Origin of the sequence: Pedobacter sp. MC2016-05, from assembly GCF_026239735.1 — a bacterium.
GTDB lineage: Bacteria > Bacteroidota > Bacteroidia > Sphingobacteriales > Sphingobacteriaceae > Pedobacter.
Genome location: NZ_JAPIVT010000004.1, coordinates 214,469 through 239,983 on the forward strand (window position 1 = coordinate 214,469; position 25,515 = coordinate 239,983).

28 protein-coding genes are annotated in these 25,515 nt (G+C 37.3%); 15 read left to right on the top strand and 13 right to left on the bottom strand.

All coding sequences use genetic code 11. From position 1 onward, the window contains the following. Position 1: 1 nt before the first annotated feature. The 6 genes from trhA (at position 2) to OQZ33_RS24475 (ending at position 3,119) form a co-directional block, all read left to right on the top strand. Positions 2–637, top strand: a complete 636-nt coding sequence (trhA, locus tag OQZ33_RS08200; protein WP_265798558.1) for a PAQR family membrane homeostasis protein TrhA — start codon at positions 2–4, stop codon at positions 635–637. Further along, entirely contained in the window at positions 637–1,332 is a 696-nt protein-coding gene (locus OQZ33_RS08205) for a peptidoglycan DD-metalloendopeptidase family protein (protein ID WP_265798559.1), read from the top strand. The genes trhA and OQZ33_RS08205 overlap by 1 nt, the downstream gene beginning before the upstream one ends. A 132-nt stretch (positions 1,333–1,464) precedes the next feature. After that, positions 1,465–2,118: an energy transducer TonB gene (locus tag OQZ33_RS08210; protein WP_265798560.1), complete on the top strand. Its 654-nt coding sequence runs from the start codon at positions 1,465–1,467 to the stop codon at positions 2,116–2,118. 445 nt (positions 2,119–2,563) lie between these two features. Further along, a complete protein-coding gene (locus OQZ33_RS08215) occupies positions 2,564–2,752 on the top strand; it encodes a hypothetical protein (protein ID WP_265798561.1) in 189 nt (62 codons plus the stop codon). Beyond that, positions 2,749–2,886 (top strand): hypothetical protein, encoded by a 138-nt coding sequence (locus tag OQZ33_RS08220; protein WP_265798562.1) that lies wholly within the window; start codon positions 2,749–2,751, stop codon positions 2,884–2,886. Before OQZ33_RS08215 ends, OQZ33_RS08220 begins: the two co-directional genes overlap by 4 nt. A 41-nt stretch (positions 2,887–2,927) precedes the next feature. Continuing rightward, complete coding sequence (locus OQZ33_RS24475) at positions 2,928–3,119, top strand: type II toxin-antitoxin system death-on-curing family toxin (protein ID WP_416338746.1); 192 nt, start codon at positions 2,928–2,930, stop codon at positions 3,117–3,119. Positions 3,120–3,158: 39 nt separating this feature from the next. Here the strand turns inward: OQZ33_RS24475 and OQZ33_RS08225 are convergent, their stop codons facing one another. Continuing rightward, positions 3,159–4,013: a diacylglycerol/lipid kinase family protein gene (locus OQZ33_RS08225; protein ID WP_265798563.1), complete on the bottom strand. Its 855-nt coding sequence runs from the start codon at positions 4,011–4,013 to the stop codon at positions 3,159–3,161. Between the two features lie 60 nt (positions 4,014–4,073). Here OQZ33_RS08225 and OQZ33_RS08230 point away from each other — a divergent pair, with 60 nt between their 5' ends. After that, positions 4,074–5,048, top strand: a complete 975-nt coding sequence (locus tag OQZ33_RS08230) for an App1 family protein (RefSeq protein ID WP_265798564.1) — start codon at positions 4,074–4,076, stop codon at positions 5,046–5,048. Positions 5,049–5,167: 119 nt separating this feature from the next. Here OQZ33_RS08230 and OQZ33_RS08235 read toward each other — a convergent pair whose 3' ends face one another. Beyond that, a complete protein-coding gene (locus OQZ33_RS08235; protein ID WP_265798565.1) occupies positions 5,168–5,536 on the bottom strand; it encodes a YccF domain-containing protein in 369 nt (122 codons plus the stop codon). 118 nt (positions 5,537–5,654) lie between these two features. Between OQZ33_RS08235 and OQZ33_RS08240 the strand changes: the two genes are divergently transcribed. Beyond that, positions 5,655–6,008 (top strand): hypothetical protein, encoded by a 354-nt coding sequence (locus OQZ33_RS08240; protein WP_265798566.1) that lies wholly within the window; start codon positions 5,655–5,657, stop codon positions 6,006–6,008. Positions 6,009–6,166: 158 nt separating this feature from the next. Here the strand turns inward: OQZ33_RS08240 and OQZ33_RS08245 are convergent, their stop codons facing one another. After that, entirely contained in the window at positions 6,167–7,366 is a 1,200-nt protein-coding gene (locus OQZ33_RS08245; protein ID WP_265798567.1) for a DUF1501 domain-containing protein, read from the bottom strand. A gap of 25 nt (positions 7,367–7,391) precedes the next feature. Beyond that, positions 7,392–8,834: a DUF1800 domain-containing protein gene (locus OQZ33_RS08250; RefSeq protein ID WP_265798568.1), complete on the bottom strand. Its 1,443-nt coding sequence runs from the start codon at positions 8,832–8,834 to the stop codon at positions 7,392–7,394. A 73-nt stretch (positions 8,835–8,907) separates the two neighbouring features. Here OQZ33_RS08250 and aat point away from each other — a divergent pair, with 73 nt between their 5' ends. After that, positions 8,908–9,558 (top strand): leucyl/phenylalanyl-tRNA--protein transferase, encoded by a 651-nt coding sequence (gene aat, locus OQZ33_RS08255; protein WP_265798569.1) that lies wholly within the window; start codon positions 8,908–8,910, stop codon positions 9,556–9,558. A gap of 87 nt (positions 9,559–9,645) precedes the next feature. On the opposite strand, the gene OQZ33_RS08260 is transcribed toward aat, so the two are convergent. The 7 genes from OQZ33_RS08260 to fcl form a co-directional block, all read right to left on the bottom strand. Continuing rightward, positions 9,646–10,428 (bottom strand): 3-keto-disaccharide hydrolase, encoded by a 783-nt coding sequence (locus OQZ33_RS08260; protein WP_265798570.1) that lies wholly within the window; start codon positions 10,426–10,428, stop codon positions 9,646–9,648. A gap of 67 nt (positions 10,429–10,495) precedes the next feature. Then, positions 10,496–10,813: a DUF2892 domain-containing protein gene (locus tag OQZ33_RS08265; protein ID WP_265798571.1), complete on the bottom strand. Its 318-nt coding sequence runs from the start codon at positions 10,811–10,813 to the stop codon at positions 10,496–10,498. A 56-nt stretch (positions 10,814–10,869) separates the two neighbouring features. Next, positions 10,870–13,761: a DEAD/DEAH box helicase gene (locus tag OQZ33_RS08270; RefSeq protein WP_265798572.1), complete on the bottom strand. Its 2,892-nt coding sequence runs from the start codon at positions 13,759–13,761 to the stop codon at positions 10,870–10,872. A 134-nt stretch (positions 13,762–13,895) separates the two neighbouring features. Continuing rightward, a complete protein-coding gene (locus OQZ33_RS08275) occupies positions 13,896–14,471 on the bottom strand; it encodes a pentapeptide repeat-containing protein (RefSeq protein ID WP_265798573.1) in 576 nt (191 codons plus the stop codon). 207 nt (positions 14,472–14,678) lie between these two features. Continuing rightward, on the bottom strand, positions 14,679–16,379 hold the full coding sequence (locus OQZ33_RS08280; protein ID WP_265798574.1) for a glycoside hydrolase family 3 protein: 1,701 nt from the start codon (positions 16,377–16,379) through the stop codon (positions 14,679–14,681). 230 nt (positions 16,380–16,609) lie between these two features. Next, complete coding sequence (locus tag OQZ33_RS08285) at positions 16,610–17,542, bottom strand: hydrogen peroxide-inducible genes activator (protein WP_265798575.1); 933 nt, start codon at positions 17,540–17,542, stop codon at positions 16,610–16,612. Between the two features lie 65 nt (positions 17,543–17,607). Next, the gene (gene fcl, locus OQZ33_RS08290; protein WP_265798576.1) at positions 17,608–18,534 is read right to left on the bottom strand and encodes a GDP-L-fucose synthase; all 927 of its coding nucleotides are present in this window, start codon (positions 18,532–18,534) and stop codon (positions 17,608–17,610) included. A 116-nt stretch (positions 18,535–18,650) separates the two neighbouring features. On the opposite strand from fcl, the gene trmB reads away from it, so the two are divergent. From trmB to OQZ33_RS08315, 5 genes are all read left to right on the top strand, one after another. Further along, positions 18,651–19,301, top strand: coding sequence for a tRNA (guanosine(46)-N7)-methyltransferase TrmB (gene trmB, locus OQZ33_RS08295; RefSeq protein ID WP_265798577.1), 651 nt, complete (start codon positions 18,651–18,653; stop codon positions 19,299–19,301). Then, positions 19,301–19,630, top strand: a complete 330-nt coding sequence (locus tag OQZ33_RS08300; RefSeq protein ID WP_265798578.1) for an MGMT family protein — start codon at positions 19,301–19,303, stop codon at positions 19,628–19,630. Before trmB ends, OQZ33_RS08300 begins: the two co-directional genes overlap by 1 nt. Positions 19,631–19,712: 82 nt before the next feature. Beyond that, complete coding sequence (locus tag OQZ33_RS08305) at positions 19,713–20,066, top strand: carboxymuconolactone decarboxylase family protein (RefSeq protein WP_265798579.1); 354 nt, start codon at positions 19,713–19,715, stop codon at positions 20,064–20,066. A gap of 166 nt (positions 20,067–20,232) precedes the next feature. Next, the gene (locus OQZ33_RS24275) at positions 20,233–20,481 is read left to right on the top strand and encodes a four helix bundle protein (RefSeq protein WP_265798628.1); all 249 of its coding nucleotides are present in this window, start codon (positions 20,233–20,235) and stop codon (positions 20,479–20,481) included. A gap of 1 nt (position 20,482) precedes the next feature. Continuing rightward, complete coding sequence (locus OQZ33_RS08315; RefSeq protein ID WP_265798580.1) at positions 20,483–21,070, top strand: DNA-3-methyladenine glycosylase I; 588 nt, start codon at positions 20,483–20,485, stop codon at positions 21,068–21,070. A gap of 6 nt (positions 21,071–21,076) precedes the next feature. Here the strand turns inward: OQZ33_RS08315 and OQZ33_RS08320 are convergent, their stop codons facing one another. Further along, positions 21,077–21,757: a hypothetical protein gene (locus OQZ33_RS08320; RefSeq protein ID WP_265798581.1), complete on the bottom strand. Its 681-nt coding sequence runs from the start codon at positions 21,755–21,757 to the stop codon at positions 21,077–21,079. A gap of 46 nt (positions 21,758–21,803) precedes the next feature. Continuing rightward, positions 21,804–22,574: a hypothetical protein gene (locus tag OQZ33_RS08325; protein ID WP_265798582.1), complete on the bottom strand. Its 771-nt coding sequence runs from the start codon at positions 22,572–22,574 to the stop codon at positions 21,804–21,806. Positions 22,575–22,683: 109 nt separating this feature from the next. On the opposite strand from OQZ33_RS08325, the gene polA reads away from it, so the two are divergent. Next, complete coding sequence (gene polA / locus OQZ33_RS08330; RefSeq protein WP_265798583.1) at positions 22,684–25,491, top strand: DNA polymerase I; 2,808 nt, start codon at positions 22,684–22,686, stop codon at positions 25,489–25,491. Positions 25,492–25,515 lie beyond the last annotated feature (24 nt).

Below are 25,515 nucleotides of genomic sequence, written 5' to 3' on the forward strand. Positions count from 1 at the left end.
CGTGAGAAAATTAAGAGAACCGGTAAACTTCTTTACTCATTTTATACCCGCATTGGTAGCGATACCTGCGGGTTATTTTTTGCTTCAAAAATGCGATATACCAATTGAATTTACAGCAGCCTGGATTTACAGCATTGCCACATTTATTTTGTTTGGAGTAAGTGCCACTTACCACGGTTTCCCAGCAAGTGACTATGGCATTCGCTTTTGGCAAAAATTTGATCATTGCTGCATTTATTTAATGATTGCAGGATCATACACCCCCACTGCCCTACTAGTTTTTGATGGTTGGTTACGCTGGAGTTTATTCGCTATTGTATGGTTAATTGCAATAATTGGTTGCCTTTTAAAAATTTTTAACAAACTTAAAAGCACTACTATATCCCTCTCCATTTATATTTTAATGGGTTGTTTAATTGTTCCATTATTACAGAAAATGCTAGGCACATTGCCTATTGGTGCCATTTTCTGGTTATTATTCGGCGGCATCTTCTACATCGGTGGCACGTATTATTACGCCAAGGATAAACAAATGTTTCGTTGGATGCACAGCCATGAGTTATGGCATATTTTTGTTATTGGCGGTGCGTTGTCACATTACATTTATAATTACGTTTATATTTTTGACCAGCTTTAATGAAAACCTTTGAACAAATTATTAACGAAAATGCGTCTGCCATTCAAAAAATTGTCGACTTTGATCTTAAACAAGATCAACTTTTACCTCTCGATTTTACTGCCTCGAATTTAGAATTGACTGATGCTATTTTAAACGATACAGATTCTTTTTCTGAGTGGATAAACCAAAAACTCAGCACCGCTAAGGCTCGCTATGGTATCGGCGGTTATAATGAGCATCGTACGATTTATTCGCGAAGTGCTCATTTTAGTAGTGCAGAAGAACCTCGGCGGTTACATTTGGGGGTAGATATTTGGGGTGAAGCTGGAACTTCAATTTACAATTTTTACGATGCCGAGATCCACAGTTTTGCCAACAACAATGCTTTCGGCGATTATGGTGCCACAGTTATCTTAAGCTACAATATCGAAGGTTTTAAATTCCATGCGCTTTATGGCCACCTGAGTTTATCATCACTTAACCAATTAGAAGTAGGCAAAATGATTTTAGCCGGAGAAAAAATTGCTGAACTCGGCACCAAAGAAGAAAATGGTAACTGGCCACCTCACCTTCATTTTCAACTGATAAAAAATATTGAAAGCTATGAAGGCGATTATCCTGGCGTTTGTAAGTTTAGCAAAAGAAACCAATACCTGGCAAATTGCCCAGATCCAAACGTCATCTTAAATTTTACGTTTAACAGGCAACAATAAAAATGTTCAAAATAATCTGGGGGAGCGAATTTAAACATTGTCAACCTTACCGTTGTTATCTTTTTACAATTGTGAGGTTTATATTCCACGAAAGCATATCTGTAGTGCGACTAAAACCGTAAATTAGTAACTATGAAAAGGCTAGTCACTATCTTTTTGATATTTTGTGGTACCGCTGCAATGGCGCAGTTGCAATTTAAAACAGGCAAAGATGGTTTTACGAGTTTCTTAAGAGAAAAAACCATTTACCCCTCATTTTCAAAAAACAACTGTATACAGGGTACCGTAAACATCAGTTTTAAACTAGATGAAAAAGGAAATGTTTATTCCTCAAGAGTAACCAAAAGCATTTTAAGCGAATTGGATGAAGAGGCGTTGCGGTTGGTGAGGCTAAGCAGTGGTAAATGGAAAGTTCCTGTCGGTTATGATACCACAACAGCAGTTATAGTACCCGTTAATTTTAAGCTTTCTGGTTTTAATTGCGAAGGCAAATCGAGTAGAGATATGCAAGATGCCATTCGCAGTTACCAGGCAGAAGAAGGTTTGACAAATTCTGTAATTAATTTTTATAAAAACATTGATCAGGCAAAACCGGGACAAGAAGCACAGATTATCGCTATTAAGAATCAATTGGGTATTGATGACGATTATTTAAATGAGCGAATTGACAACGGCTTAAAAAAAATTAAACAAGGTGATAAACAAGGCGCCTGCGAAGATTTTTTGTTTGTTAAAAATATGGGTAGTAGTTTAGCAGATCAGTATCTTTCCAAATACTGTAAGTAAATGAGAACTGCCACTAAGTTTTTTGCCCTGCTAGATATCATTAGCATTTTGCTCCTTGCTAAACAATTTTGGGCAATTATTACCCATATAAATGAAATTCCGGATCAACTGTTATCGCAAATAAGGGTCGTTTTAACACTGCCCATGTTTTTGTCGTTATTTCTATCTGCAATTGGCTTATTCCTTTTCAAAAAAAATTGGTTTTATGACCTACTTTATTCAATTCCCCTTCAGGTTAATCGTTTGGATATTTTCCATTGGCTTTATAACCTTTTTGCCAGAAATTTTAAATTTAGGCGAACGATGGTTCGATATACTATTTAAGATTTGTTTTATTGCTGAGTTTTTCAGACTCTACTTTACCATTCAAATTTATCGGAATAATAGCCTATCATAAAATACGCTAATATGATGTTTTGAATAAATAAAACTATTAAATTTGATTATGACAGCAGTAGAAATCAAAAAAGAGATAAACAAGGCTTTGGATCAAGTTACAGAAAAGCTTCTTGTTGATATTTTGGATTTAATTAAAGAAGTTCAACTAGAAAGAACTTCTAATTCAACTTTGACTTCAAACTTTAAAAAAATTCTATCCGAAGATAGTGAGGTACTTCATAAACTTGCTCAATGATTTCAATCAAGGAAACCGAAATTATACACAACATATTAATTGATAAGTTTGGAGGAAGTAAAGGAGTTCGCGATTTTGGTTTAATTGAATCTGCTTTAGCTAGACCTTTCGCAACATTCAACGATGAAGATTAATATCCAACACCAATAGAGAAAGCTTCTGCTATTTTAGAAAGTTGATAAATCATCCTTTCGTAGATGGCAATAAAAGAACTGCATATACTTTGATGCGACTCATCCTATTAGAAAATGGATTAGATATTACAGCTAGCCAGCAGCTAAAATATGATCTGGTAATTTCTGCAAGTATGGGGGAATTTCGTTTTGAAGATATCAGGAATTGGATCCAGAATAACCTAAAAAAATAAAGAACCACAAAAGTATCAAATTAAATTTCTTAATCTATTTTACACCACAACCGTTATCGCAGCCGGTAATATATGGGCTTCAACTGTGTTTATTTTCCCTATATATTCACCATCAACCTGAAAATGCGCCTTATGTTTAGACGAAATTTTAATTGCCGATGTTTGAAAAATCTCTACTTTTTTAGGGTTAAATGGAAGGCGTGTAATCCAAACTTTCAATATCTCCAGGTATGAATAATCTTTAACCAAAACGATTTCAAAAAGTTCATCGTCCAACTTTCCATCAGGATTAATTTTTAAACCCGAGCCATACATTGTCGCATTTGCGATGGCTACCATAGCTGCTTTGGATTTAATAGTTTCACCCTTAATATTCAGTTCAACATCCATGCGTTTATGATTCCACAAGGCATGCCATGTCGCTTTAGCATATCCCCACATTCCACGCTCGGGCAAAGTATCAAACTTCTTTACCAGGTAAGCATTAAATCCCAGATCAGATAGATGAATGCATATTTCATCATTTATTTTAACCACGTGGATCTTTTGGGTTCTTCCAAATTTCAGTAAATCAAGTGCTTCGGTAATTTCTTGAGGTATTCCCAGCTCCTTAGCCATCCCGTTTGCAGATCCTGCGGGGATAATCCCAATTGGAATTTCTTTATTTAACAAACACTCGGCCACCAGTTTCAACGTTCCGTCGCCGCCAACGGCAACCACACGGTCGGGTTGCGACTGTTCGATTTTAGCTTTTATTTTATCTAACGAACAATCATCAGGCAATTCAAAAAGTTCGATGTTCACATCTCCTCCTTTGAAGTGAGTAGAAATTACTTCTTTTAAATTAATATCGTGACTTCCAGAACCTGGATTAATGATAAATAGCAATTTCATGTTTTAGCCTTAAATGCGTTACTTCACAAACAACTTTTAATTCACTCTGTTTTAACTTCGATGAATAAATCTGTAAGCGTAAAAATTTACCACGGCTATGGCCACAAACATAACCTGGTAGTTTATGGCCATGTTTTTAAACGAAGGGCTAAAACATCTCAAATTTACAGCAACAATATTTTAGTAAATATTATTCATTTACTGAAACTTTTCATCTTAAAACCCTATCCTTTAGTTAATATTAGGTTACAGTTTTTCGATCAAACCATTTACAATAAAACCGAAAAAGATGGTTTTTTTAAATTTGAATGGGAAGCGCTACATGATGTAGAAGCGGGCTGGCATTTTGTAAAAGTTGAAGCTTTAGATGAAAATAACCAGGTTTTAGCTGCTAACGAGGGCAAAGTTTATGTACCGCACATTACACAATATGCTTTCATTTCTGATATTGACGATACGGTAATGATTTCACACTCGGCTACTATTGGAAGAAGGTTGAGAGAACTTTTTATCAAAAATCCACACACCAGAAAAACATTTCCAGATGCCGCCAGTCATTACCAGCAGCTAGCGTTATCCCATACCGAAAAGAACCAGCCGAACCCCTTCTTTTATGTAAGCAGTAGCGAATGGAACCTTTACGATTATTTGGTAGAAACATTTCACTTTAACAAATTGCCAGATGGTGCTTTTTTGCTAAACACGTTAAAACGCTGGAGCGACTTAATTAAAACAGGAAAAACTGGTCATGAAGGCAAATTACTCCGGGTAATGCGTATTTTGGATGCCTTTCCGAACCAAAAGTTTATTTTTTTTGGTGATAATTCACAGCAGGATCCATTTATATATGCCTCCATTGTAGAAAAATATCCAAAAAATATCGAAGCGGTTTACATCCGTAATATTCGTCCTGAAAAAGAAAATGAAACCCGTGAACTACTTCAGAAAGTAGAGGCAAAAAATGTTTGTGCCTGCTTATTTAAAAATAGTAATGAGGCCATTGAGCACTCTAAAAAAATTGGCTTAATACAATAGTTTTTGGAGCGCAATTTTTCGTTTTCATCGGGTAATTTGTTCCCGCTTTTCATTTCATGCCTCGCTACGCTACGGGCATTCCATTACAATCGGGGCTAGTAAACAAAACCTGCAGCCTTTTACGAAATTGACTTTCCAAATGGCGTGAAAGCCAAATTCATCAATTTGAAATGCTGCCTGCCAAAAGGAATCCCGATAATGGTAATGCAGAATAAAATGCCAAATAACAAATGCGTTAGCGCAATCCAAAAACCGCCACAAACCAGCCAAAGGATATTCATGATGGTAGATAGACAACCTGTATTGGATGAAGTATCGGTGATTTTAACGCCAAACGGAGCTAACCCAACAATGGCAAACTTAAAACACTGGATGCCGAAAGGAATACCTACAATGGTTAAGCATAAAATTAAACCACCAATAATATATTCGAAAAATATAAAAATTCCGCCAAAAATAATCCAGATGATATTGCCTAAGAAGTTCATTCAATTTTTTAGGTTAAGATATATATTGGCCTAAAATGTTACACTGCGAAAATTGATTTCTGTTTTTTCATTGATTGATTCTTATTAATTTACACTCACACACAAAGGAAAACAAATTATGAAAAACCTATTAATTGCGGCCGCACTTGCCGCCTGCTTCGCAACAAGTATTGCAGAAGCCCAAACTGTAAGTGGACTCAGGCTGAGCGAATTGAAAACGGATTACATTCAGTTTAAACCTATTTCCCGAACCTTCTCCGAGAAAGTGTTTATCGCTGTAGATTATGGCCAAAATGTACAATATGTAGAAGACAGTTTTATTAAGGATGATGATGGAAAAAGGATGGAATTTAAATCTGCGATGGATTTTTTGAATAAAGTTAAACCTTATGGATACGAGCTGTTTCAAGTCTTTTCCGAACAAACTGGAGCCGACAGTAGCAGGCCCGTGTATGTACTCAAAAGAAAATAAAACACCAAAAATCTAAGGGTTTCAGGTCATTTGAAGTCTCCATACTTTAAGCAAAAAGAGCCATTCATTTTTAGGAATAGCTCTTTTTGTTAACGTGACCGAAATTTTTGCTTTGCTTATGGATTAGGTCTAAAAATTTCTTCTGAACTTTTTTAATTTTAAATAAAATCTAGGGTATTAAACTTCTTATTTAAAATATCGGCATTATTTACATCCAGCCATTTATCTAAAATGGTGCCGTAAACCTGTCTAAAATCCAGCTGATATTTCAAATCACCAGTATCTAAATCGCTTAAATTCGGAGCGCTGTTAAATATGCCCTGTTTTTTTAACCTTCCGCCAAAAACGAACATATTATTTGCGGTGCCGTGATCGGTACCGTTACTCGCATTCTGCTCTACGCGACGGCCAAATTCTGAAAAAGTAACCACTAAAGTATCTTCCAGTTTATTGTTCGATTTTAAGTCTTTCAAAAACGCAGCCATGCCTTCGCTGTATTGTTTCAGCAAATTTCCCTGTTGGTTTATTTGGTTAACGTGTGTATCGAAACCGCTGAGGGAAACGTAATATACCCTGGTTTTCAATCCAGATGAGATAAATTTGGATACCGTTTTCAATTGATTTGCAAAACCACTTTGAGGATAGGTGGATTTTGATTGGTAAATTTTAGACGTATTTTGAATGTAACTTGCCGATGATTGCGTTTCGATCATGGTCTTGTACAAATAACCTAAATTATCTTCATCCAAATGCTCCTTATCACTCTTAAGCACAGCCTTAAAAAAAGGTTCGTTAGTATTGCGATATAAAGCCGCCGGGTCTTTCACGGCCATTCCTTTCTTGGTTTGTCCTTTCATGGCCAAAGAAAGTGAGTCATCAACCTCTATGGCAGTGTAGGGAAATTTACAGGTTTGGCAATTGCTATCGAGGTATCTTCCTATCCAACCGGTAGATAAAAACTGGTTGCTATCACTTCCTGTTTGCCAAATATCCATCGAACGGAAATGTGAACGATCTGGGTTTGGATACCCAACATCGTTGATAATCGTCATCCAGCCGTGATCGTAAATTTCTTGCAGTGCCTGCATATTCGGATTCAAACCTTGCATATCGTTCAGCTTAATCACTTCTTCTGGTTTGATAGCAATGCCCTTACGTTTCTGATAGTAAATATCGTTCCCAAACGGAACAACAGTGTTTAAGCCATCATTACCACCAGAAAGCTGGACCACCACCAAATTTTTATATAAACTTAGCTCATCAAGTGCCATCGCCTCAAGTGGTTTCATAAATGCTGGCACGAACAACGAACCTGCTGCTACAAAACCTGTATTTCTTAAAAAATTTCTTCTGTTCATCTTCTTATTTTTTTTGATTGATGATTTAGCAAAGCTGATATTCGGGCATGCTTGTAATTTCTATAGCTGTGCTTCTTAAACCCTTATTATCAGCAACCATTCTGGTTATTTTATTATTCAATTTAGGCTGTAACAAGAATTCCGTGAGCTCCACAGGAGTTAATTCTTTGGGTAAAGTATCTAAAAATTTTGGCCAGTCGGCTTGGGCATTTACGTACGTTTTTGGCTTCTTGGTATTATTAGCCATGGTTGTGGCGGTTCTGCTCATAGCAATTACAGCTTCGTCTTCCGGATCGGCTTTACCGCTAAAATCGATTTCGCCATCGTTTAAAACCAACGAGGGGATCCGCATTCTGAGCATCAGCGATGAGCTATCAATCCAGCTTTGCCCGCCTGGCCAACCTGCCACGTTTGGTGGATTAAATAGGTATTGCCCTAAGCTACTTTGGAGTTGAATGAGTACTTGCGGCTTATTGTAGGTAACGAAAAATTCGCGACTTAAACCAATCAAAAACTCAGCGGGCGATTTTATTTTAGTACCTACATTTTCCGGGCTATAAAACCAATCAGCGGTAAACAATTTCCGCATCATTTCGGATATATCGTATTTAGCGTTATAAAAATGGTTTGCCAATTCTTTAACGTGTTCTTCATTAGGAGTATCATTTACAAAAAACTTATAAATTTTTCTGCTGATGAAGGTGGCAGTTTCGGGTTTATCCAGAATAATATCGATGATATTTTCGCCTTCGAAATTTCCAATTTTACCGAAAAAAGTTTTGGTACCATCATCATGTTGGTTCTTCCTAAAAAAGAAAGTCCCATCTTTATCGTAAGTCCAACCGGTAAATGCCCTGGCCGACTCTTTAATATCATTTTCTGTATAATTACCTCTACCTAAAGTAAATAACTCCATCAGTTCACGGGCAAAGTTTTCATTAGGTTTACCTTTTTTGTTCTGCTGATTATTGAGATACTGCAACATAGCGGGAGATTTTGATACTTCAAGTAACAGCATTCTGAAGCTTCCTAAACCATGCTGGCGTTGTATGTTGTTGAGTTGTTGTGCATACATGGGGTTACTGTTCCGGCAAGCAAAATGCCCATGCCAAAATAGGGTCATCTTCTCTTGCAATGGGCTATCGGTATTGATCATCTTACTAACCCAGGCAATATTCAAATCGCGACTTACCGCGTTCTGCATCTGGACAATTTCCCTACGCATTTTCTTTTCATCATCAGTTGGATCTTTTTTCGCGTACAAGCCGGCTTGAACCAGCATTTGCCTTCTCGATTCGAAATCGTTTGCCAAAGTGATGGCACCGTCCTTGCTGGGTTCTTGAAGTAACCCATCAACAACTTTGTTGATGTTCTTTTTGCTTAGTTTATTTAAATCAGGATAAGAAATGCCGAAGCCTGCACGGTTGTAAAGATGCTTTACTTTGATGAAATTATCTTTTGCGCTCATAATGGACAATTTAACAGTATGACATAAATTAAACGTCAGGGTTTAATGTTTGTTTTCTTTCTTATTTTCGCACATGTTTTTTCAACTGCTTGAAGAGAACCATAGTTTTCCCGATCCGAAGTTAGCTGAACCTGATGGTTTACTGGCGATTGGTGGTGATTTAAGTATAGATAGATTACTCAACGCCTATTCAAATGGGATATTTCCATGGTTTAGCGAAGGTGATCCTATCTTATGGTACGCCCCTCATGAGCGATGTGTAATTTTTCCAGAAAAAATAAAGATTAGTAAAAGCATGAAAAAAGTTTTAGCTGCTGAAACTTTCGCCGTTACTTTTGATAAAGCATTTACTGAAGTAATTATAAATTGCGCCAATACACCACGGCAGGGCCAAGATGGCACATGGATTACCGATGAAATGCAAAAAGCTTATATCAATTTACATGAACAAGGTTTTGCCCATAGTATTGAAGTTTGGTTAAAAGAAACTCTGGTTGGCGGATTATATGGCTTAAAAATTAATCGTGTTTTTTGTGGCGAAAGTATGTTTAGCCATGTCAGTAACGCTTCGAAAGTCGCCTTAATTTATTTAAGCAAATTGAATGTTGAATTAATTGATTGTCAAATGCCGAACGATCATCTTTTGAGTTTGGGTGCAGAAATGATTGATATGAAAGACTATCTCGACATATTGCAAGAAAAAAGAAACCTTCCATCGAAATAGCAATATTAACTTGTTAAACTAAGCATCGTCAAAACAAAGGAAATAAAAAAACCTGCAACTTTACATTTGCAGGTTTCAATTTTAGGTTTACAATTCTCTAACCCAAATATTTCTAAAGCTAATAGGAGGACTAGGATCGCCATGATCTTGCAATTTTATTGATGATGGACCATGCTTCTTATATTCTGGCGCACCAATGTACCTGGTTTCTCCTTTTAGTACAAAGCTGTTTTGCAAGAGTACACCATTTAATAATACCGTTACGATAGCCGGTTTTTCAACCGCACCATCATCGTTAAAACGTGGCGCATTCCAGATGATATCATAGTATTGCCATTCTCCTGGTTTTTTATTTGCGTTGGCTAAAGGAGTACCTTGTTTGTAAACACTTCCAGTTTGACCGTTTACATAGGTTTTGTTGTTATAAGCATCCATAATCTGAATTTCATAACCGTCATCTCCTCCGCCAGTCGACGCTAAAAACACTCCGCTATTCCCTCTCGCTTGTCCTTCACCCGTAATATTTGCAGGAATTTTCCATTCCATGTGCAATTGATAATCGGTAAACTTTTTATTCGTTTCGATATTTCCTGTACCTTTTTTAACGGTAAAAAAACCGTCGTCTATTGTCCAGGCGGCAGGTTTTGTAGGGTCTTTTACCGAATGCCATGCATCCAGGTTTCTACCATCAAATAATATGATGGCATCCGAAGGTGCATTTTGAGGGAGTTGACCTGGTGAAATAACTTTAGGAACGGGTTCCCAAACCTCGGTCGTTTTAGGATCTTTGGCTGGATCAATCTTCTTTTCCTGTGCAATTGCTGACATGCCTAGTAAAGTTGGAATAATAAATAATGCGTATTTGCTCATAGTTATTGATTAACATTTAAAGTTAACCAGTTTATTAAGAAATGAAAGTTTCGTATTGAATTTATTACTACAACTCTGTAGAAATGATAGTTTCTTTAATCACAACATCATCCGATTCTAAATCTAAATCTTGCTGCTGTTCTGCCAAATCGCGGGCCGGGCAATAACCTGTAATGCCGCGGTATAACAATCCGGCACCAACTGCTGCGCCTGTAGCCCCAATTACCGGATGAGAGAAAATGCTGGTTAAACCTTTAAACAAAAGGTAGGAACCCACCACTCCAGATAATATGCGCTCAGAACGTGAGGTGTTTTGAAATAATTCAGGGTACTTCCAAGCCTCTTTAACATTATTCAAGGCTGTATTTAAATTTTCATTTGTCATAATCGTAGATTTTAAATTTTAGGATATAACAAATTGATTTTGATAGAGTTTTAGTATTACCTTAATAAATCTTTAATATCATCTTTACTAAGCGATTTAAAGAAACTCTCTTCGGTGGTAATTAATGAATTTGCCAAAGACCTTTTGCGATTTTGCAGCGCAAGAATCTTTTCCTCAACAGTATCTTTCGCAATAAATTTGTAGATAAAAACCTTTTTATCTTGACCAATCCGGTGTGTTCTATCAATGGCCTGCTGTTCTACCGCAGGGTTCCACCATGGATCCAAGATGAAAACATAATCTGCCTGAGTAAGATTTAAACCTACACCACCAGCTTTGATAGAAATCAAAAACACTTTTAAATTTTCATTCTGTTGAAATTCCAAAACAGTTTCGCCTCTATTTCTGGTTGCTCCATCTAAATACGCAAAAGGAATGTGTTCTGCATCGAAGTGTTTTTTAAAGATATCCAGATGTTTTACAAATTGAGAAAACACCAACACCTTATGTCCACCCTTTAATACATTATCAAGTGTATGGATTACATTCTCAAACTTACCTGAATCAGAATCGTAGGTTCCATCGATCATAACCGGATGGTTAGCTAATTGTCGCAGTGCGGTTAAGCCCTGCAAAAGTTGAACCTGTTTTTGCGCAAAAGTGCCGTTATCCATACTTTCCAATAAATCGTTGCGATAAGCAGATTTGGTTTTTTCGTAATAAGCGGCTTGATCTTCGCTCATATCGCAATAAATGACCTGCTCGGTTTTTGGAGGTAATTCTGCGGCCACCTGTTCCTTGGTTCGGCGAAGTACAAAAGGTTTTATTAAAGACTGGAGTTTTCGTGCTTTTTCTTCATCCTTCTTTTTTTCGATCGCCTGTACATATTCATCATAAAAAAAAGCTTGCGTACCCAGTAATCCAGGGTTTAAAAAGGTAAGCTGCGACCACAAATCACCTACTGAATTTTCTACTGGCGTACCACTTAGAATAAGTCGGTGTTTAGATTTCAAACTCCGAACGGATTTGAATGATTTAGAAGATGGGTTTTTGATATTCTGGCTTTCATCCAAAATAACATAATTGAAGTAAAAGTTTTTTAGCTCTTCTATGTCTACCCTGGTCACACCGTAAGTGGTAATAATAATATCGTAGCTGGCAAACTTCGCTACATCTTTATTTCGATTACCACCCGTATGGGCATAGATTTTCAGCTTTGGGGTAAATTTCTTTGCCTCGGTAAGCCAGTTATAAATTAACGAAGTAGGCATAATAATTAAGGAAGTAGATTGTAATCCACCAGCTTGATCATCCTCTTTTACTTTTTGCAACATAGCCAGCGTTTGGATAGTTTTACCCAAACCCATATCATCGGCCAAACAACCGCCAAAGTTATATTCCCTCAAAAAGCTAAACCAATTGTAACCAGCTTTTTGATAGTCGCGTAAACTGCCCTTAAAATTAACTGGCATCTGTGTATCGGCGATATCCTCAAAATCTACCAATCGTTGCAGCTTGCGTTCTAAGGTTACATTCGCCAAACTGTCTTCAGCCAAATCATTTATTAAACCGATATGATGCTTTTTTAACTTTATTCCACCGGTAGTTTCGGCAAGGCTAAACAGACTTCCATATTGGGTGAACCATTTTTCAGGGATGATGGCTACTTCTCCATCGGGAAGCAAAAATTCCCTTCGTTTGTGTAAAATATGCTGTTTTAATGAAAGGAAAGGAATCTGGTATTTACCGAACCAAACTACCGCATTGATATCGAACCAATCGTTGCCTTCCTTTACCTCTAAATCAATTTTATTGGCTCCGAAAACAAAACGCTTTTGCCCTGTGGCTTGTTCAATTTCAAAACTTGCGGCAAGCAAAATTTCTATGTGCTCATTCACCCAGTTAATTGCTGCATAACTCGGGCTTTCTTCTTCTACAGCAACCTCTAAATTACTAAAAAGCGAACTTGTCTTTTTTAACCCCAGGGACAAAAGTAAGTTATATTGTTTTTTCTCCCAATCTGCCGAACGTTTTATACGATGGAAAATATAATTGTCATCAGTTTTCTCTAAACGAACGGTTACTTTGTGTGCGTTTTCGACAGGGAAGGTATATTCGCCATACTTAAAATATAACTGAATTTGCGATAAGCCACCATCAACATATAAAACCTTTATAATTGGGATTGCCTCAAACTGTTCTGTTCTGATCTCAAAACCCTCGGCGTAAACATGGTGCTTTTCAATAAGTGGAGCAACAAACTTTTCAAAGTATGTTGCCTCGGTAGCTTTCGGAATAGCAATGTATCGTTTCGCCAGAAATGGCTGCAGTTTTTTTCCTTCTATATCCTGATCAAAAAAGTAAAGTACATCATTTAATAATAACCAGGCAGGTTTGTTACTAATAATCTGCGCCTCCTTAAACATGAATTCGATGCGCAGGTTTTGATATTTAATGGTAGGGAAATACCTAGTTTCGGTTTCATTTCTACGGAAGTGGAAAAGGATTGAAGCAGGTTCGGCAGCCAATTCGATTTTGCGCTCAACTGGCCACCCGTCTTTATCCATGACGTAAAGTTCATTTTTAACCTTCAATATCTCGAGTGCTTCGGCAAGTTTTTTTTCTATTTTAGGGCGAACACTATCATAGAATTTAACATCGAAGATTTTGGTAAAAAACTCGGTAGGTCTGATTAACTTTTTATAGTATTTTTTGATTACAGAATCTTGCTCTATATCATCCAAAATCTTAATTAGCTTATAGTCGATTTCAGTCAAGCAAGCTGCAAATTCTTCTGCGGTATGGGTAAAAATTCGTTGATAGGTAAATGAAAAATCACCTTGTGGATTTAATTGAACAATATGAGGCTCAATTAAATAGCCTAAATACTCATGTTTGCACAAAGAGTACACCACTTTACAAGGTTTAGAACTATCGACGCGTAACATTGATTGGGATAAAATTTTTCTAAGCTACCTCGCTTAAAAAACTTTAAACTTACAATATTTTCAGGTTACATCAAAAGAAGTGTAACATTTTAGCGAAGAATTATTCCTTAATTTTTGGAAGCTTTTATTTTTATCTATTGGCTGATTAAAATATCATATTTAGTAAGAAGGCCAGCTAACCCGGATTGGGAAAATTTAGCTTTTTTTATCCGATTATTATCCGGATTGATAGAATAACTATAAGCCGTTTTAAAATCGGCTTTTTCTAGAATCGTTTTATCAAACGTTGCGCTCAATAAATCGCAATTATCGAAGATGGAATTAGACAAATCGCATTCAGAAAAATCAACTTCGTGGAGTTGTGAATTTCTAAATTCGGTCTTTTTTATTTTGAGTTTATAAAAGGAAGAATGATCGATTTTACAATTATTAAAATAGAAAGCTAAACCAAAATCATTGCAACTTTCGAAGCGCAAACCGAGCATTTTACAATCGTTAAAGCTTACTTCATTAAATGTTGTTTTGGTTAAATCAGCTAAGCTTAGGTTACAAGAAATAAATTCGCAATCGAGAAATTTTACACCACTTAAATCGGAGCTGGAAAAATTACAACCATTGAATTTACAGTTTTCGTATTCTGCTTTTGATAATGAACGTAAAGTAAAATCCTGTTTATTGAAGGTTTGTTCGGCGATGTAATTTTCTGACATTTGATTGCAAATTTTCTCAAAACAAAGATAAAAATTATACTTGCTGACAGGAAAATCAATGAAAGAAAATGCTGAATAAATTTAGCAGATATTAGTTAACAGATGAATATCGGCGTGATGCAGATAATCATCTGATAACTAACCCTATTTACAAAACTTAAGCTCGATTAAGAAATAGCAATTTTTTCAATCCGCATTTATATCAACCTACAATCCATCACCAAACTTATAATTAGGCAAAATGCTTACTGGCAACTTCCCTTTTGGCACCAAACGGTTATTAATTACCGCAGCTGCCGAAACTTGCATATAGTCTTCTTTTTGGTAAGCCACTATTAAACCTTTACTGTTTTCCAGGCCTGGTAGAGCCGATAAATTATATGGATTTGCAAAAAGAGAAAATACAGTATTCTTTGTTGAAAGTTCCTTAATGAAATTTTTTACGCCTGCGTTTAATGGAATATTATTTCCTGGTCTGGCTCTACTATCGTGAATCCCTACAATTACCTGATCAAAGGCGCCAATTTCTCTAGCTACGTTAGATATTTGAGTTGACGTTGCATCCTTATCCAAAACGTAATAAACAGAGTTGTAAAATCCTTTTGAGATCTCTTTTTGGAATCTGGTAACCGATGGAACACCAATACTGATAATGGCTGTCCTTCTAATTGGCACCATATTTTTAATGTAGTCTTTTCCTTTAAGTAAGGTAACCGAGGCATTGGCCAATTCCTGCACCAGGGCAGTACTTGTACCTCTATTTACACCAGCAACAATTCCTTGGGTAACTACTGTATCTCTACTGCCCAAACCTGCCCAATATTTGGCAGTTAATATTTTCCTCACACTTTCATCAATAGCTTTCATATCGATTCGGCCTTGCCTTACCGCTTTCCGCACTAAAGTTATGGCTCTATCGCTGTTTTCCGAAAGCTCTAAAATGTCATTTCCTGCAATAATGCCCAACAAATCCGCCTCACCATTTTTGAAATATTTTACCACGCCTTTCATATCCATGGCATCAGAAATAATTAAGCCTTTAAATCCTAAACGTTGCTTCAAAATCCCCGTAACGATTGGTTTTGACAGTGTTGATGGTAGATTTGGGGTGTTATCTAAAGACGGAATATTCATGTGAGCAATCATCACACCTGAAGCACCTTGCTTAATTAGTTCTCTGAAAGGATACATCTCCAAACTATCCAATCGGGCAGCTGTAAAGGTAAGTTGAGGAAGATCGTAATGCGAATCCACATCCGTATCGCCATGGCCAGGGAAATGTTTTAATGTGGTTAGCAAGCCGCCATCTTGCATCCCTTTCATGTAAGCGCCGGTTTTGGTTGCTACATTGTATTTATTCTCACCGAACGAGCGATAATTGATTACTGGATTTTTTGGGTTATTATTGATATCGGCATCAGGAGCAAGATTCATCTGCATACCCATTCGCTTAAAATCTTTGGCCACTTCCTGGCCCATTCTATAAATCAAATCCGTGTTCTGGATAGCTCCAAGCGTCATTTGGTAGGGGAACGAAATGGTACTATCCAAACGCATACCCAAACCCCACTCGCCATCATTTGCCACGATTAAAGGTACATGACTTACTTTTTGGTAGGCATTTGTAGCACGGGCTTGCCTTACTGGTCCGCCCTGGAAAAATATCACCCCTCCCAACTGCTCTTTTTTAACTACCAAACCTACCGAATCGGTATATTTCTGACCTAGATTGGTGTGCGCCCGAACGAAAAACATTTGGGCAATTTTTTCTCTACGATTAAGTTTTTTAAAAACAGAATCAACCCATTTGGGCTGATTGGCTAACATCTCTAAATAGGTAGGCTTTTGCGCATGAGCTGAATATGCAGCTATGCATAATATTACAATTAGGAATATATTCTTTTTCACGTTGTTTTGTTGTGACTGCTAAATTAATAAGTAATAAGCGAATAAAACAAAAACCAAACCAAGTAATTAATTTAATACAATAGGTTGTAGAGCAAGCTATGCAGATGATTAATGGTTTTGAATCAAAAATTTGGAAGTGAGCATTATGTAACTCTTCTCTAATTGAGTCAGCCGCTAACGGCTATTTATAGAAAGAAGATGGATATTCTAAATCAAAAAACAAGCTATGCTTAAATTCCTACAATGTCTTTTTTCTTTTTTTGCTTCATTGTTTTTGGGATAATGGCTAAAATCTCTTCTTTCAAGGCATTCAACATTCTCATCTTAATGAAGTTTTTGTGTGTAACCAAACTAATTTCCCTTACCGGTTCTGGAGATTTAAAATGACGGATTTTATTGGTTTGTTTGGCATTTAATTCTGCAATGGCCAATTCGGGCAGCAATGTTGCACCACCGTTCAAATCTACCATCCTCACCAAGGTTTCTACACTGCCGGTATTATATTCCAAACCCTGTAATCTGTTGTTTTTTGTTGATCGGCAAATGTTCAGCACCTGGTTTCTCATACAATGTCCTTCATTTAATAACCATATGTTTTCATCGTTAAGGTCTTCAGCATCTACAGCTTTCTTTTTGTAAAGCTTACTGTTCTTGCTAATGTAACTTACAAAGCTTTCGTAATACAATGGCGATTCGATAATGTTAGCATCTGTTAAAGGCGTGGCCAAAATACCACAATCCAGTACACCTGTTTTTAAATGATGAATAATATCTTCGGTAGTATATTCCCAAATGAGGAGTTTTAGTTCAGGGTATTTTTCCAGCATTGCTGAAATCACCTGAGGCAGTAGATATGGGGCCACGGTAGGTATAACTCCAATGCGCAATTCGCCAAGTACATCTTGTTGCTGGCTATTGATGAGCTCTTTTACCTTTCCACTTTCCTGTAAAATGATCCTGGCTTGTGCAATTATTTGCGCACCGATTTCAGTTGGAGATACTGGCTGTTTGCTTCTATCAAAGATTTTAACGCTTAGCAATTCCTCCAACTTTTGCACTTGCATGCTTAATGTTGGTTGCGTTACAAAACATTTCTCTGCAGCAATAACAAAACTCCTGTAAGTATCTACGGCAACGATGTATTCAAGCTGAACTAAAGTCATTATAGTTAAAATTTATTAATTTGCTCAAATATATCAATTTTAACTATCAAAAAATATAGCTTGATTTAATACCTGCTTTGAAAATCCTGGTAGGCCAATTCAATCCCCTCTCTTAATTCTATTTTATGCTTCCATCCTAAATTATGCAATTTAGTTACATCCATTAATTTACGCGGGGTACCATCAGGTTTTGAGGAATCAAATACAAGCTCACCTTCAAACTGTAAAACCCCTTTTATCAGCAACGCTAAGTCTTTTATGGTAAGATCATGGCCAGTACCAATGTTGATCAGGTTAGGCTCACTATAATTTTGCATCAGATAGAAACAGGCGTCAGCTAAATCATCAGCAAATAAAAACTCTCTCATCGGGGTACCCGAACCCCAAACCGTAACGCTTTTATGATCATTTATTTTTGCCTCGTGGATTTTCCTAATTAGCGCAGGCAAAACATGTGAATTTTCAGGATGGTAATTGTCGTTATAACCATAGAGATTGGTTGGCATTACCGAGATAAAATTACAGCCATATTGATCACGATACGCATCGCACATTTTAATCCCTGCAATTTTAGCAATGGCATATGGTTCATTGGTGTGCTCCAATGTGCCGGTTAATAGGTAATCTTCTTTTAATGGCTGTGGTGCCAATTTTGGATAAATACAGCTTGAGCCTAGAAACATCAATTTCTTAACACCACATAAAAAAGCATTATGAATCACATTATTTTGGATGGCTAAATTTTCATACAGGAAGTCTGCCCGGTAAGTATTGTTGGCTACAATACCGCCTACTTTGGCCGCAGCAAGAAATACATAATCTGGTTTTTCCGCCTCAAAAAACTCGGTTACGGCATGTTGATTTCTTAAATCTAATTCAGCAGAAGTTCTGGTGATTAAATTATCGAAACCTTCTGCTTCCAGCTTACGGAGAATCGCCGAACCAACCATACCGCGGTGGCCAGCAATGTATATTTTAGCGCTCTTTTCCAATGTGTTGCTTTTAAATAATCTGCAAAAATACAATTGATAAACTGAAAAGGAATCATTATGGCAGGAAAAACAACTCTGGATAATGTTTTAATTGTAAATTTGCCAAAAAAAAACTTTTGGGTAAAGATAAACTTAGACGTTTTGCTGAGATAGAAACTTTTGCAAACGTATATCAATTAGAGGAAGGGAAAGCGCTTAAAGGCCAATGGGCTGCTGAACATTTCAAAAATGATAATCCCGTCGTACTGGAGCTGGCTTGTGGCAAAGGCGAATACACGGTAAATTTGGCAACATTATTTCCTGAAAAAAATTTTATCGGTGTAGATTATAAAGGCAACCGCATCTGGCGTGGCGCAAAAACCGCCATTGAAGAAGGAATTGACAATGTTGCGTTTTTAAGAATTCAAATCGAGAATTTGTTGGATTATTTTGCTGAGGGAGAAATCGACGAAATCTGGATTACTTTTCCCGACCCTCAACCACAAGACAGCAGAGAGAAAAAACGCTTAACTTTCCCTGTGTTTTTAAATCGCTACAAAACAGTTTTAAAGCCAGGGGGCAAAGTAAATCTAAAAACGGATAACGACCAGCTTTATGCCTACACTTGTGAAAAAGTGGAGGAACTAAACTTGGTTGTACATAAAAATACTGATCATTTGTACACATCTGATTTAGCAGATAACGTGTTATCTATTAAAACTTATTACGAAAAGAAGTATTTGCTTCACGATAAAAATATTAATTACATTCAGTTTTCATTTGAATAATGGATACCAACTTTTACGAAATGGTGTATGAGATTGCCCGCTTAATTCCGAAAGGGAGAGTGACTTCTTATGGCGCTATCGCGAAGAGTTTAGGAGCAGCAAAATCATCGCGAATGGTTGGTCATGCCATGAGTTACGCTGGTACAGCACACCCGAAAGTACCCGCACACCGGGTGGTAAACAGTAACGGTTTGCTTACGGGGAAATTTCATTTCGATCCACCAGAACTGATGGAGGAATTGTTGTTGAAAGAAGGTGTGGAAGTAAAAAATGATAAGGTAGTGAACTTTAAAAAGGTATTTTGGAATCCGATGGATTTGGAGGAGTAGCCAATTTCAGTTTTCAGTTTTCAATTCTCAGTTTTCAAATTCCAATTATCAATCATCAAAGTTTAATCATTCAATAATTATTATGGGAAAGTTAGTAAAAGAATTTAACGGCTATCGTGAAAAAATGAACGATAGAATAATGGAAACTGCCAATACAAACATCAAACGTTTCTTCGCTTTGGATACCACTTCTTATGCCGAAGGCGCCCTCGACGTCAAAACAAAAGAAATGTTAGGTTTGGTGGCTTCAATGGTTTTGCGTTGCGATGACTGCATTAAATATCACCTGGGGAAATGCCATGATGCAGGCGTAAACAGCGATGAAATGAATGAAATCTTTATGATCGCTAATTTAGTAGGTGGCAGTATCGTTATTCCACATTATAGAAGAGCGGTAGAGTATTGGGATGAACTTTCGCTTAGTCCGAAGTCTTAAGTCTATAGTCCTTAGTCTCTTTTCGAAATGCTATATAAGATAAAAAGATAGCATGGGAAAATTTAGAGAACTAATCGTCTACAAGAAAGGATTTTCATTGTTAATGGAAATCTACTTGTTAACAAATGACTTTCCAAAAACTGAACAATAAAGTTTAGTTGATCAAATCAGAAGATCATCAAGATCTGTTTGTAGTAGTGTTGGAGAAGCATATAAAAAGAGAAGATATCCCAATCATTTCATTAGCAAATTAACAGATGCTGACATGGAGAATGGTGAAACACAAGTTTGGCTTAATGTTGCATTGGCCTGCAGATATATAACTATTGAAACATTTGCTGCATTAGATTCGAAATGCGAAGAAATTAGTAAATTGCTGAACTTCATGATTAACAATCGCGCTAAATTCGCGTAATATGACTCACGACTCTAGACTGAAGACTAAGGAATTGCAAACACGCTGCTCATGGGCAACTTCCGACCCGCTCTACATAAAATACCATGATGAAGAATGGGGAAAGCCTGTTTATGATGATAAAATATTATTTGAGTTTTTACTTTTGGAGGGAGCACAGGCCGGCTTAAGCTGGATTACCATTCTGAAAAGAAGAGAAAATTACAGTAAGGCATTTGCAATCTTTGAAGTAGAAAAAGTAGCGGCTTTTGATGATCAAGATGTAGAACGGCTATTGAACGACCCGGGCATCATCAGAAATAAGTTAAAAGTAAATGGTGCGATTACGAACGCTAAATTATTCATCGAAGTTCAAAAGGAATTTGGGAGTTTCTCTAAATATATGTGGGGCTTTATTCCTGATGGAAAACCAATCGAAAATAATGTAGAAAGGATGAGTGATGTTCCAGCAAAAACAGAGTTATCCGATGCCATTAGCAAAGACATGAAAAAGCGTGGCTTCAAATTCTTTGGAACCACAATATGTTATGCTTTTATGCAAGCCACCGGAATGGTCAATGATCATTTATTAAACTGTTGCGCGAGATAAGAGCGGCTACTTTTTTGTCGAGTTGTACGCTTTAATCAACTCAATTACCTCGCGACTATCAAACGATACACTATTCTCCACTTTAGCTCTCATACTTTCATTATCCCCCAATTTTTGCAGCAAAATCGTTTTCACGCTTGCCTTTTTATCATCATCGGTAATGGCTTTCATGGGTACTTCCTGTAACGGCCCGGCGCCTGGCTTTTCAATAAAATAACGCACAGCAGGGGCTCCGGCTGGTCGCTCTGGCGCTGCACTTCTTCCTCCACCAATACTGATTCCTCCACCCATTCCAATACCTCCAAAGCCTCCTGTTCCAGTTCCAATACCCACTGAAGGCCTAAATCTTACTTTTTTATCTTTTGTCGGTGGCATCAACGTTCCTCCTCCAAAAGCATAAAGGTTAACGGCTCCCAATTCAATCACTTTCACAAAACGATATTCAAAATTACGGCCATTAGCAAAGCCCCTACTTAGGTAGCTATCGCCATTCCAGAAAAAATTCTTTACATCCTTCGCTGGAAGTATAACATCAGCTTCGTCATTTGCACTAATCAATACAAAGAAATAATCGGTGCCTTTTATAGTACCACGGATCACCTCATCATTATTTTTAAGAATGAAATCCTGAGCAAAGGAACCTGTACTGACAGAGAGAAATAAAAGAATGCTTAATAAAATTTTCATCGTGACTATGCTTCTCACAAATAACGCTACAAATTACTGAAATGTATTAATTCAAGTTAATTTTAATGTTACCAGCATTTATATCGCTGTGTTTTTGCCGGAAGTTTAAAAACGCATCTTTCATTTTACCATAAGCATAACCTTTAGCATTCGAGAAATTTTTACCCAGGGCATAAAATTTATTAAGCACATAAGTATTAAAGAGAAAATTTTTCAAATCATTATCTGCCTGCGTATCCGAAAATACTTTAATTAAATTCTCTCGGTCAACAAAAGAAGCAATTCCTACCTTAATATTGAGGTACTGCATTTCTTCATTTATCAACTGCTTCGAATCTACAAAGACATCAGCTGTTTTAGCTATTGTTTCAATTTTAAGTAAATGTGGTGCAATTTCCCGTGCTAACATCTCTTTCGTTACCAACACCAATCCTTCAGGAATGTAGTAAAGGGAATCAGTATGGTAGGGATCAACATACAGCACCACCTGCTCTTTGGTAGAAGGATTAGTTAAGACATAACGGTCTACAATTCCAGACTTACCAGCGGTGCTCGATCTACTTGTAAAATCAATTGCAGTACCGTTCGGCCACCTAAACGAACTTTCCAATTTGGCCATGCGCAATTTCAATAAAGATCTATCTGCAAGATTAGTAAATGCACCAGTGGCGATAGGCCTTTCTACCGACGTTCCATAACCTTTGCTATAGCCTTTTGAATTTTCAAAAGTGATGTAAGTAATTAGCGAATCGGAAGGGAGCTGAGCCTTTGCAAAGCCTATAGTAAGACAAAAAATTAGTGTAGGAAATGTTTTCATAAAGCGTTTTTCATTGATGATGTTGAAAATACGTTAATTCAATAAAAGAATTTGTTTTTTGTTGAAAAACCTGGTTACGGTTATGGGGAACTTTGGTTACTTTTATCATATGAATAAAAAACTCTTTCTTTTAGATGGGATGGCGCTGATGTACCGGGCACATTTTGCGTTGAGTAAAAATCCCCGTTTTACCTCAACAGGAATAAATACATCGGCCGTTATGGGCTTTACCAATACTTTGCTTGATGTATTAAAGAAAGAAAAACCAACACATATTGCAGTGGTTTTCGACACCGAAGCGCCTACAGAAAGACATACCTCTTTCGAAGCTTATAAGGCTCATCGGCAGGCTATGCCTGAAGATTTGGCAGCCGCCATGCCTTTTGTAATCAAACTAATCACCGGCTTTAATATCCCAGTAATTACTTCCGATGGTTATGAGGCCGATGATATTATCGGAACATTGGCCAAAAAAGCTGAACAGAAAGGTTACCAGGTGTATTGTATGACGCCTGATAAGGACTTTGCACAACTGGTATCAGAAAATATTTTCATCTACAAACCTGCCCGTATGGGAAATGGAATGGAAATTTTGGGCGTGAAAGAGATTTTAGCCAAATGGGAAATAGAAAACGTGCTGCAGGTTATCGATATTTTAGGTTTATGGGGAGATGCCGTTGATAATATTCCAGGAATACCTGGTATTGGTGAAAAAACCGCGAAAGCGCTCATCAAACAATATGGTTCGATGGAAAATATTATTGCGCATTCACATGAACTCAAAGGTAAGCAGCGAGAAAATGTGGAGAATTTTGCGGAGCAAGGATTAATTTCAAAAAAATTAGCCACTATCCAGCTCGACGTACCCGTTGAGTTAGATGAAGCCAGCCTAGAACTTTGCGACCCTAGTCGCGATTTATTGGAACCACTGTTTACCGAACTGGAGTTTAGAACACTTGGCAGACGGGTTTTTGGAGATGAATTTTCGGTAACTACAGCGAGGTTTCAGGAAGGAACACAAACTGATCTTTTTGGAAATCAATCTGGAGAAGCGATTCAATATACCGATACCATTGAAGAAGAATCGGCGGAGAAACTACCGGTCAAAACGATTGAAAATACCGAACATGATTATGTTTTAGTGGAAACGGCAGCGCAAAGAGCAGATTTAATTAAGCTTTTGCTAGCTGAAAAAAGGATTTCTTTTGATACGGAAACGACTGGCACTGATGCAAACATGGCTGAACTGGTTGGATTATCGTTCTCCATAAAACCAGGCGGTGGCTATTATATTCCCGTTTCGGCAATAAGAGAAGAAGCGCAGGCGGTAGTTGACGAGTTTAGGGTGGTGCTTGAAAATGAGCAGATAGAAAAAATTGGGCAAAATACTAAATATGATATCCTGGTATTGAAATGGTATGGTGTAGAAGTGAAAGGAAAATTGTTTGATACCATGCTTGCCCATTACCTCATTGATCCGGATACGCGACATGGGATGGATGTACTTTCTGAGAACTATTTAGGTTATTCACCAATTTCTATTACCAAACTAATCGGTGCAAAAGGTAAAAATCAGCTCACTATGCGTGATGTACCTGTAATTGATGTGGTAGATTATGCTGCTGAAGATGCCGACGTAACGCTGCAGCTGGCCCATATTTTCGAACCAAAATTAAAAGAGCTGAATGCGGCGAAATTAGCGGAGGAAATTGAAAATCCATTGGTTTATGTTCTTGCTGACATTGAAAAAGAAGGTGTAAGGATTGATATTGACACCCTTATTGCCTACTCAAAAGAGCTGGAAACCGATATCATTAAATTTGAACAAAATGTTTATGATAAAGCAGGGATAAAATTCAATTTAGCCTCTCCGAAACAATTGGGAGAAGTTTTATTCGATAAACTTCAATTAGACCCTAAAGCGAAAAAAACTAAAACAGGTCAGTACCAAACCGGCGAAGATGTACTTACCGCCTTAGCAAGCAAAAGCGACATCGTAAAAGATATTCTGGATTTTCGTCAGTTGCAAAAATTGAAATCGACTTATGTAGACGCCTTGCCTTTAATGGTAAACCCAAAAACCGGCCGGGTGCATACCTCATACAACCAGGCTGTTGCCGCCACAGGGAGGTTGAGTTCTAACAATCCGAATTTACAAAACATCCCTATTCGTACTGAACGCGGTCGCGAAGTAAGGAAGGCATTTATTGCCCGTGATGAAAACCACATTCTGCTTTCTGCAGATTATTCGCAGATTGAGTTGAGGATTATTGCTGAAATTAGCAAAGAGGAGAACATGCTCGATGCATTCAGCAAAAATATTGATATCCACACCGCTACCGCCGCGAAAGTATATGGAATTGGCATTGAAGAGGTTGACAGTACGCAACGTAGAAATGCAAAGGCCGTAAATTTTGGAATAATCTATGGCCAATCTGCATTCGGACTTTCGCAGAACTTAGGAATTCCGCGGAAAGAGGCTTCTGAGATTATCGAACAATATTTCACTCAATATCCTGGCATTAAGCGCTACATGAGCGATACGATGAACTTCGCCCGTGAAAATGGCTTTGTAGAAACCATAATGGGCAGAAGGCGGTATTTGCGTGATATTAATTCTGCAAATCAAACCGTACGTGGTTTTGCAGAACGAAATGCCATTAACGCACCTATTCAAGGTTCTGCCGCCGATATGATTAAGATTGCGATGATCAATATTCACAAAGAAATGAAGGCGCAAAACCTAGAATCAACAATGACCATGCAAGTACATGATGAGTTGGTATTTGATGTATTGAAATCTGAAAAAGAGGTGATGAAAGCAATCATTCAAGATAAAATGGCAAATGCGATTAAATTGACGGTTCCAATCGTTGTTGAAATTGGTGAAGGAGATAATTGGCTTGCTGCACATTAAGAAATTTTATTCCTATCTTCATTA

Bases quoted from the DNA above. Each gene is read 5' to 3' on its own strand.
- OQZ33_RS08205 (WP_265798559.1), top strand. From the start codon at position 637: ATGAAAACCTTTGAACAAATTATTAACGAAAATGCGTCTGCCATTCAA.
- OQZ33_RS08210 (WP_265798560.1), top strand. From the start codon at position 1,465: ATGAAAAGGCTAGTCACTATCTTTTTGATATTTTGTGGTACCGCTGCA.
- OQZ33_RS08215 (WP_265798561.1), top strand. From the start codon at position 2,564: ATGACAGCAGTAGAAATCAAAAAAGAGATAAACAAGGCTTTGGATCAA.
- OQZ33_RS08220 (WP_265798562.1), top strand. From the start codon at position 2,749: ATGATTTCAATCAAGGAAACCGAAATTATACACAACATATTAATTGAT.
- OQZ33_RS08225 (WP_265798563.1), bottom strand. From the start codon at position 4,013: ATGAAATTGCTATTTATCATTAATCCAGGTTCTGGAAGTCACGATATT.
- OQZ33_RS08230 (WP_265798564.1), top strand. From the start codon at position 4,074: ATGAATAAATCTGTAAGCGTAAAAATTTACCACGGCTATGGCCACAAA.
- OQZ33_RS08235 (WP_265798565.1), bottom strand. From the start codon at position 5,536: ATGAACTTCTTAGGCAATATCATCTGGATTATTTTTGGCGGAATTTTT.
- OQZ33_RS08240 (WP_265798566.1), top strand. From the start codon at position 5,655: ATGAAAAACCTATTAATTGCGGCCGCACTTGCCGCCTGCTTCGCAACA.
- OQZ33_RS08245 (WP_265798567.1), bottom strand. From the start codon at position 7,366: ATGAACAGAAGAAATTTTTTAAGAAATACAGGTTTTGTAGCAGCAGGT.
- OQZ33_RS08250 (WP_265798568.1), bottom strand. From the start codon at position 8,834: ATGAGCGCAAAAGATAATTTCATCAAAGTAAAGCATCTTTACAACCGT.
- aat (WP_265798569.1), top strand. From the start codon at position 8,908: ATGTTTTTTCAACTGCTTGAAGAGAACCATAGTTTTCCCGATCCGAAG.
- OQZ33_RS08260 (WP_265798570.1), bottom strand. From the start codon at position 10,428: ATGAGCAAATACGCATTATTTATTATTCCAACTTTACTAGGCATGTCA.
- OQZ33_RS08265 (WP_265798571.1), bottom strand. From the start codon at position 10,813: ATGACAAATGAAAATTTAAATACAGCCTTGAATAATGTTAAAGAGGCT.
- OQZ33_RS08270 (WP_265798572.1), bottom strand. From the start codon at position 13,761: ATGTTACGCGTCGATAGTTCTAAACCTTGTAAAGTGGTGTACTCTTTG.
- OQZ33_RS08275 (WP_265798573.1), bottom strand. From the start codon at position 14,471: ATGTCAGAAAATTACATCGCCGAACAAACCTTCAATAAACAGGATTTT.
- OQZ33_RS08285 (WP_265798575.1), bottom strand. From the start codon at position 17,542: ATGACTTTAGTTCAGCTTGAATACATCGTTGCCGTAGATACTTACAGG.
- OQZ33_RS08300 (WP_265798578.1), top strand. From the start codon at position 19,301: ATGGATACCAACTTTTACGAAATGGTGTATGAGATTGCCCGCTTAATT.
- OQZ33_RS08305 (WP_265798579.1), top strand. From the start codon at position 19,713: ATGGGAAAGTTAGTAAAAGAATTTAACGGCTATCGTGAAAAAATGAAC.
- OQZ33_RS08315 (WP_265798580.1), top strand. From the start codon at position 20,483: ATGACTCACGACTCTAGACTGAAGACTAAGGAATTGCAAACACGCTGC.
- OQZ33_RS08320 (WP_265798581.1), bottom strand. From the start codon at position 21,757: ATGAAAATTTTATTAAGCATTCTTTTATTTCTCTCTGTCAGTACAGGT.
- OQZ33_RS08325 (WP_265798582.1), bottom strand. From the start codon at position 22,574: ATGAAAACATTTCCTACACTAATTTTTTGTCTTACTATAGGCTTTGCA.
- polA (WP_265798583.1), top strand. From the start codon at position 22,684: ATGAATAAAAAACTCTTTCTTTTAGATGGGATGGCGCTGATGTACCGG.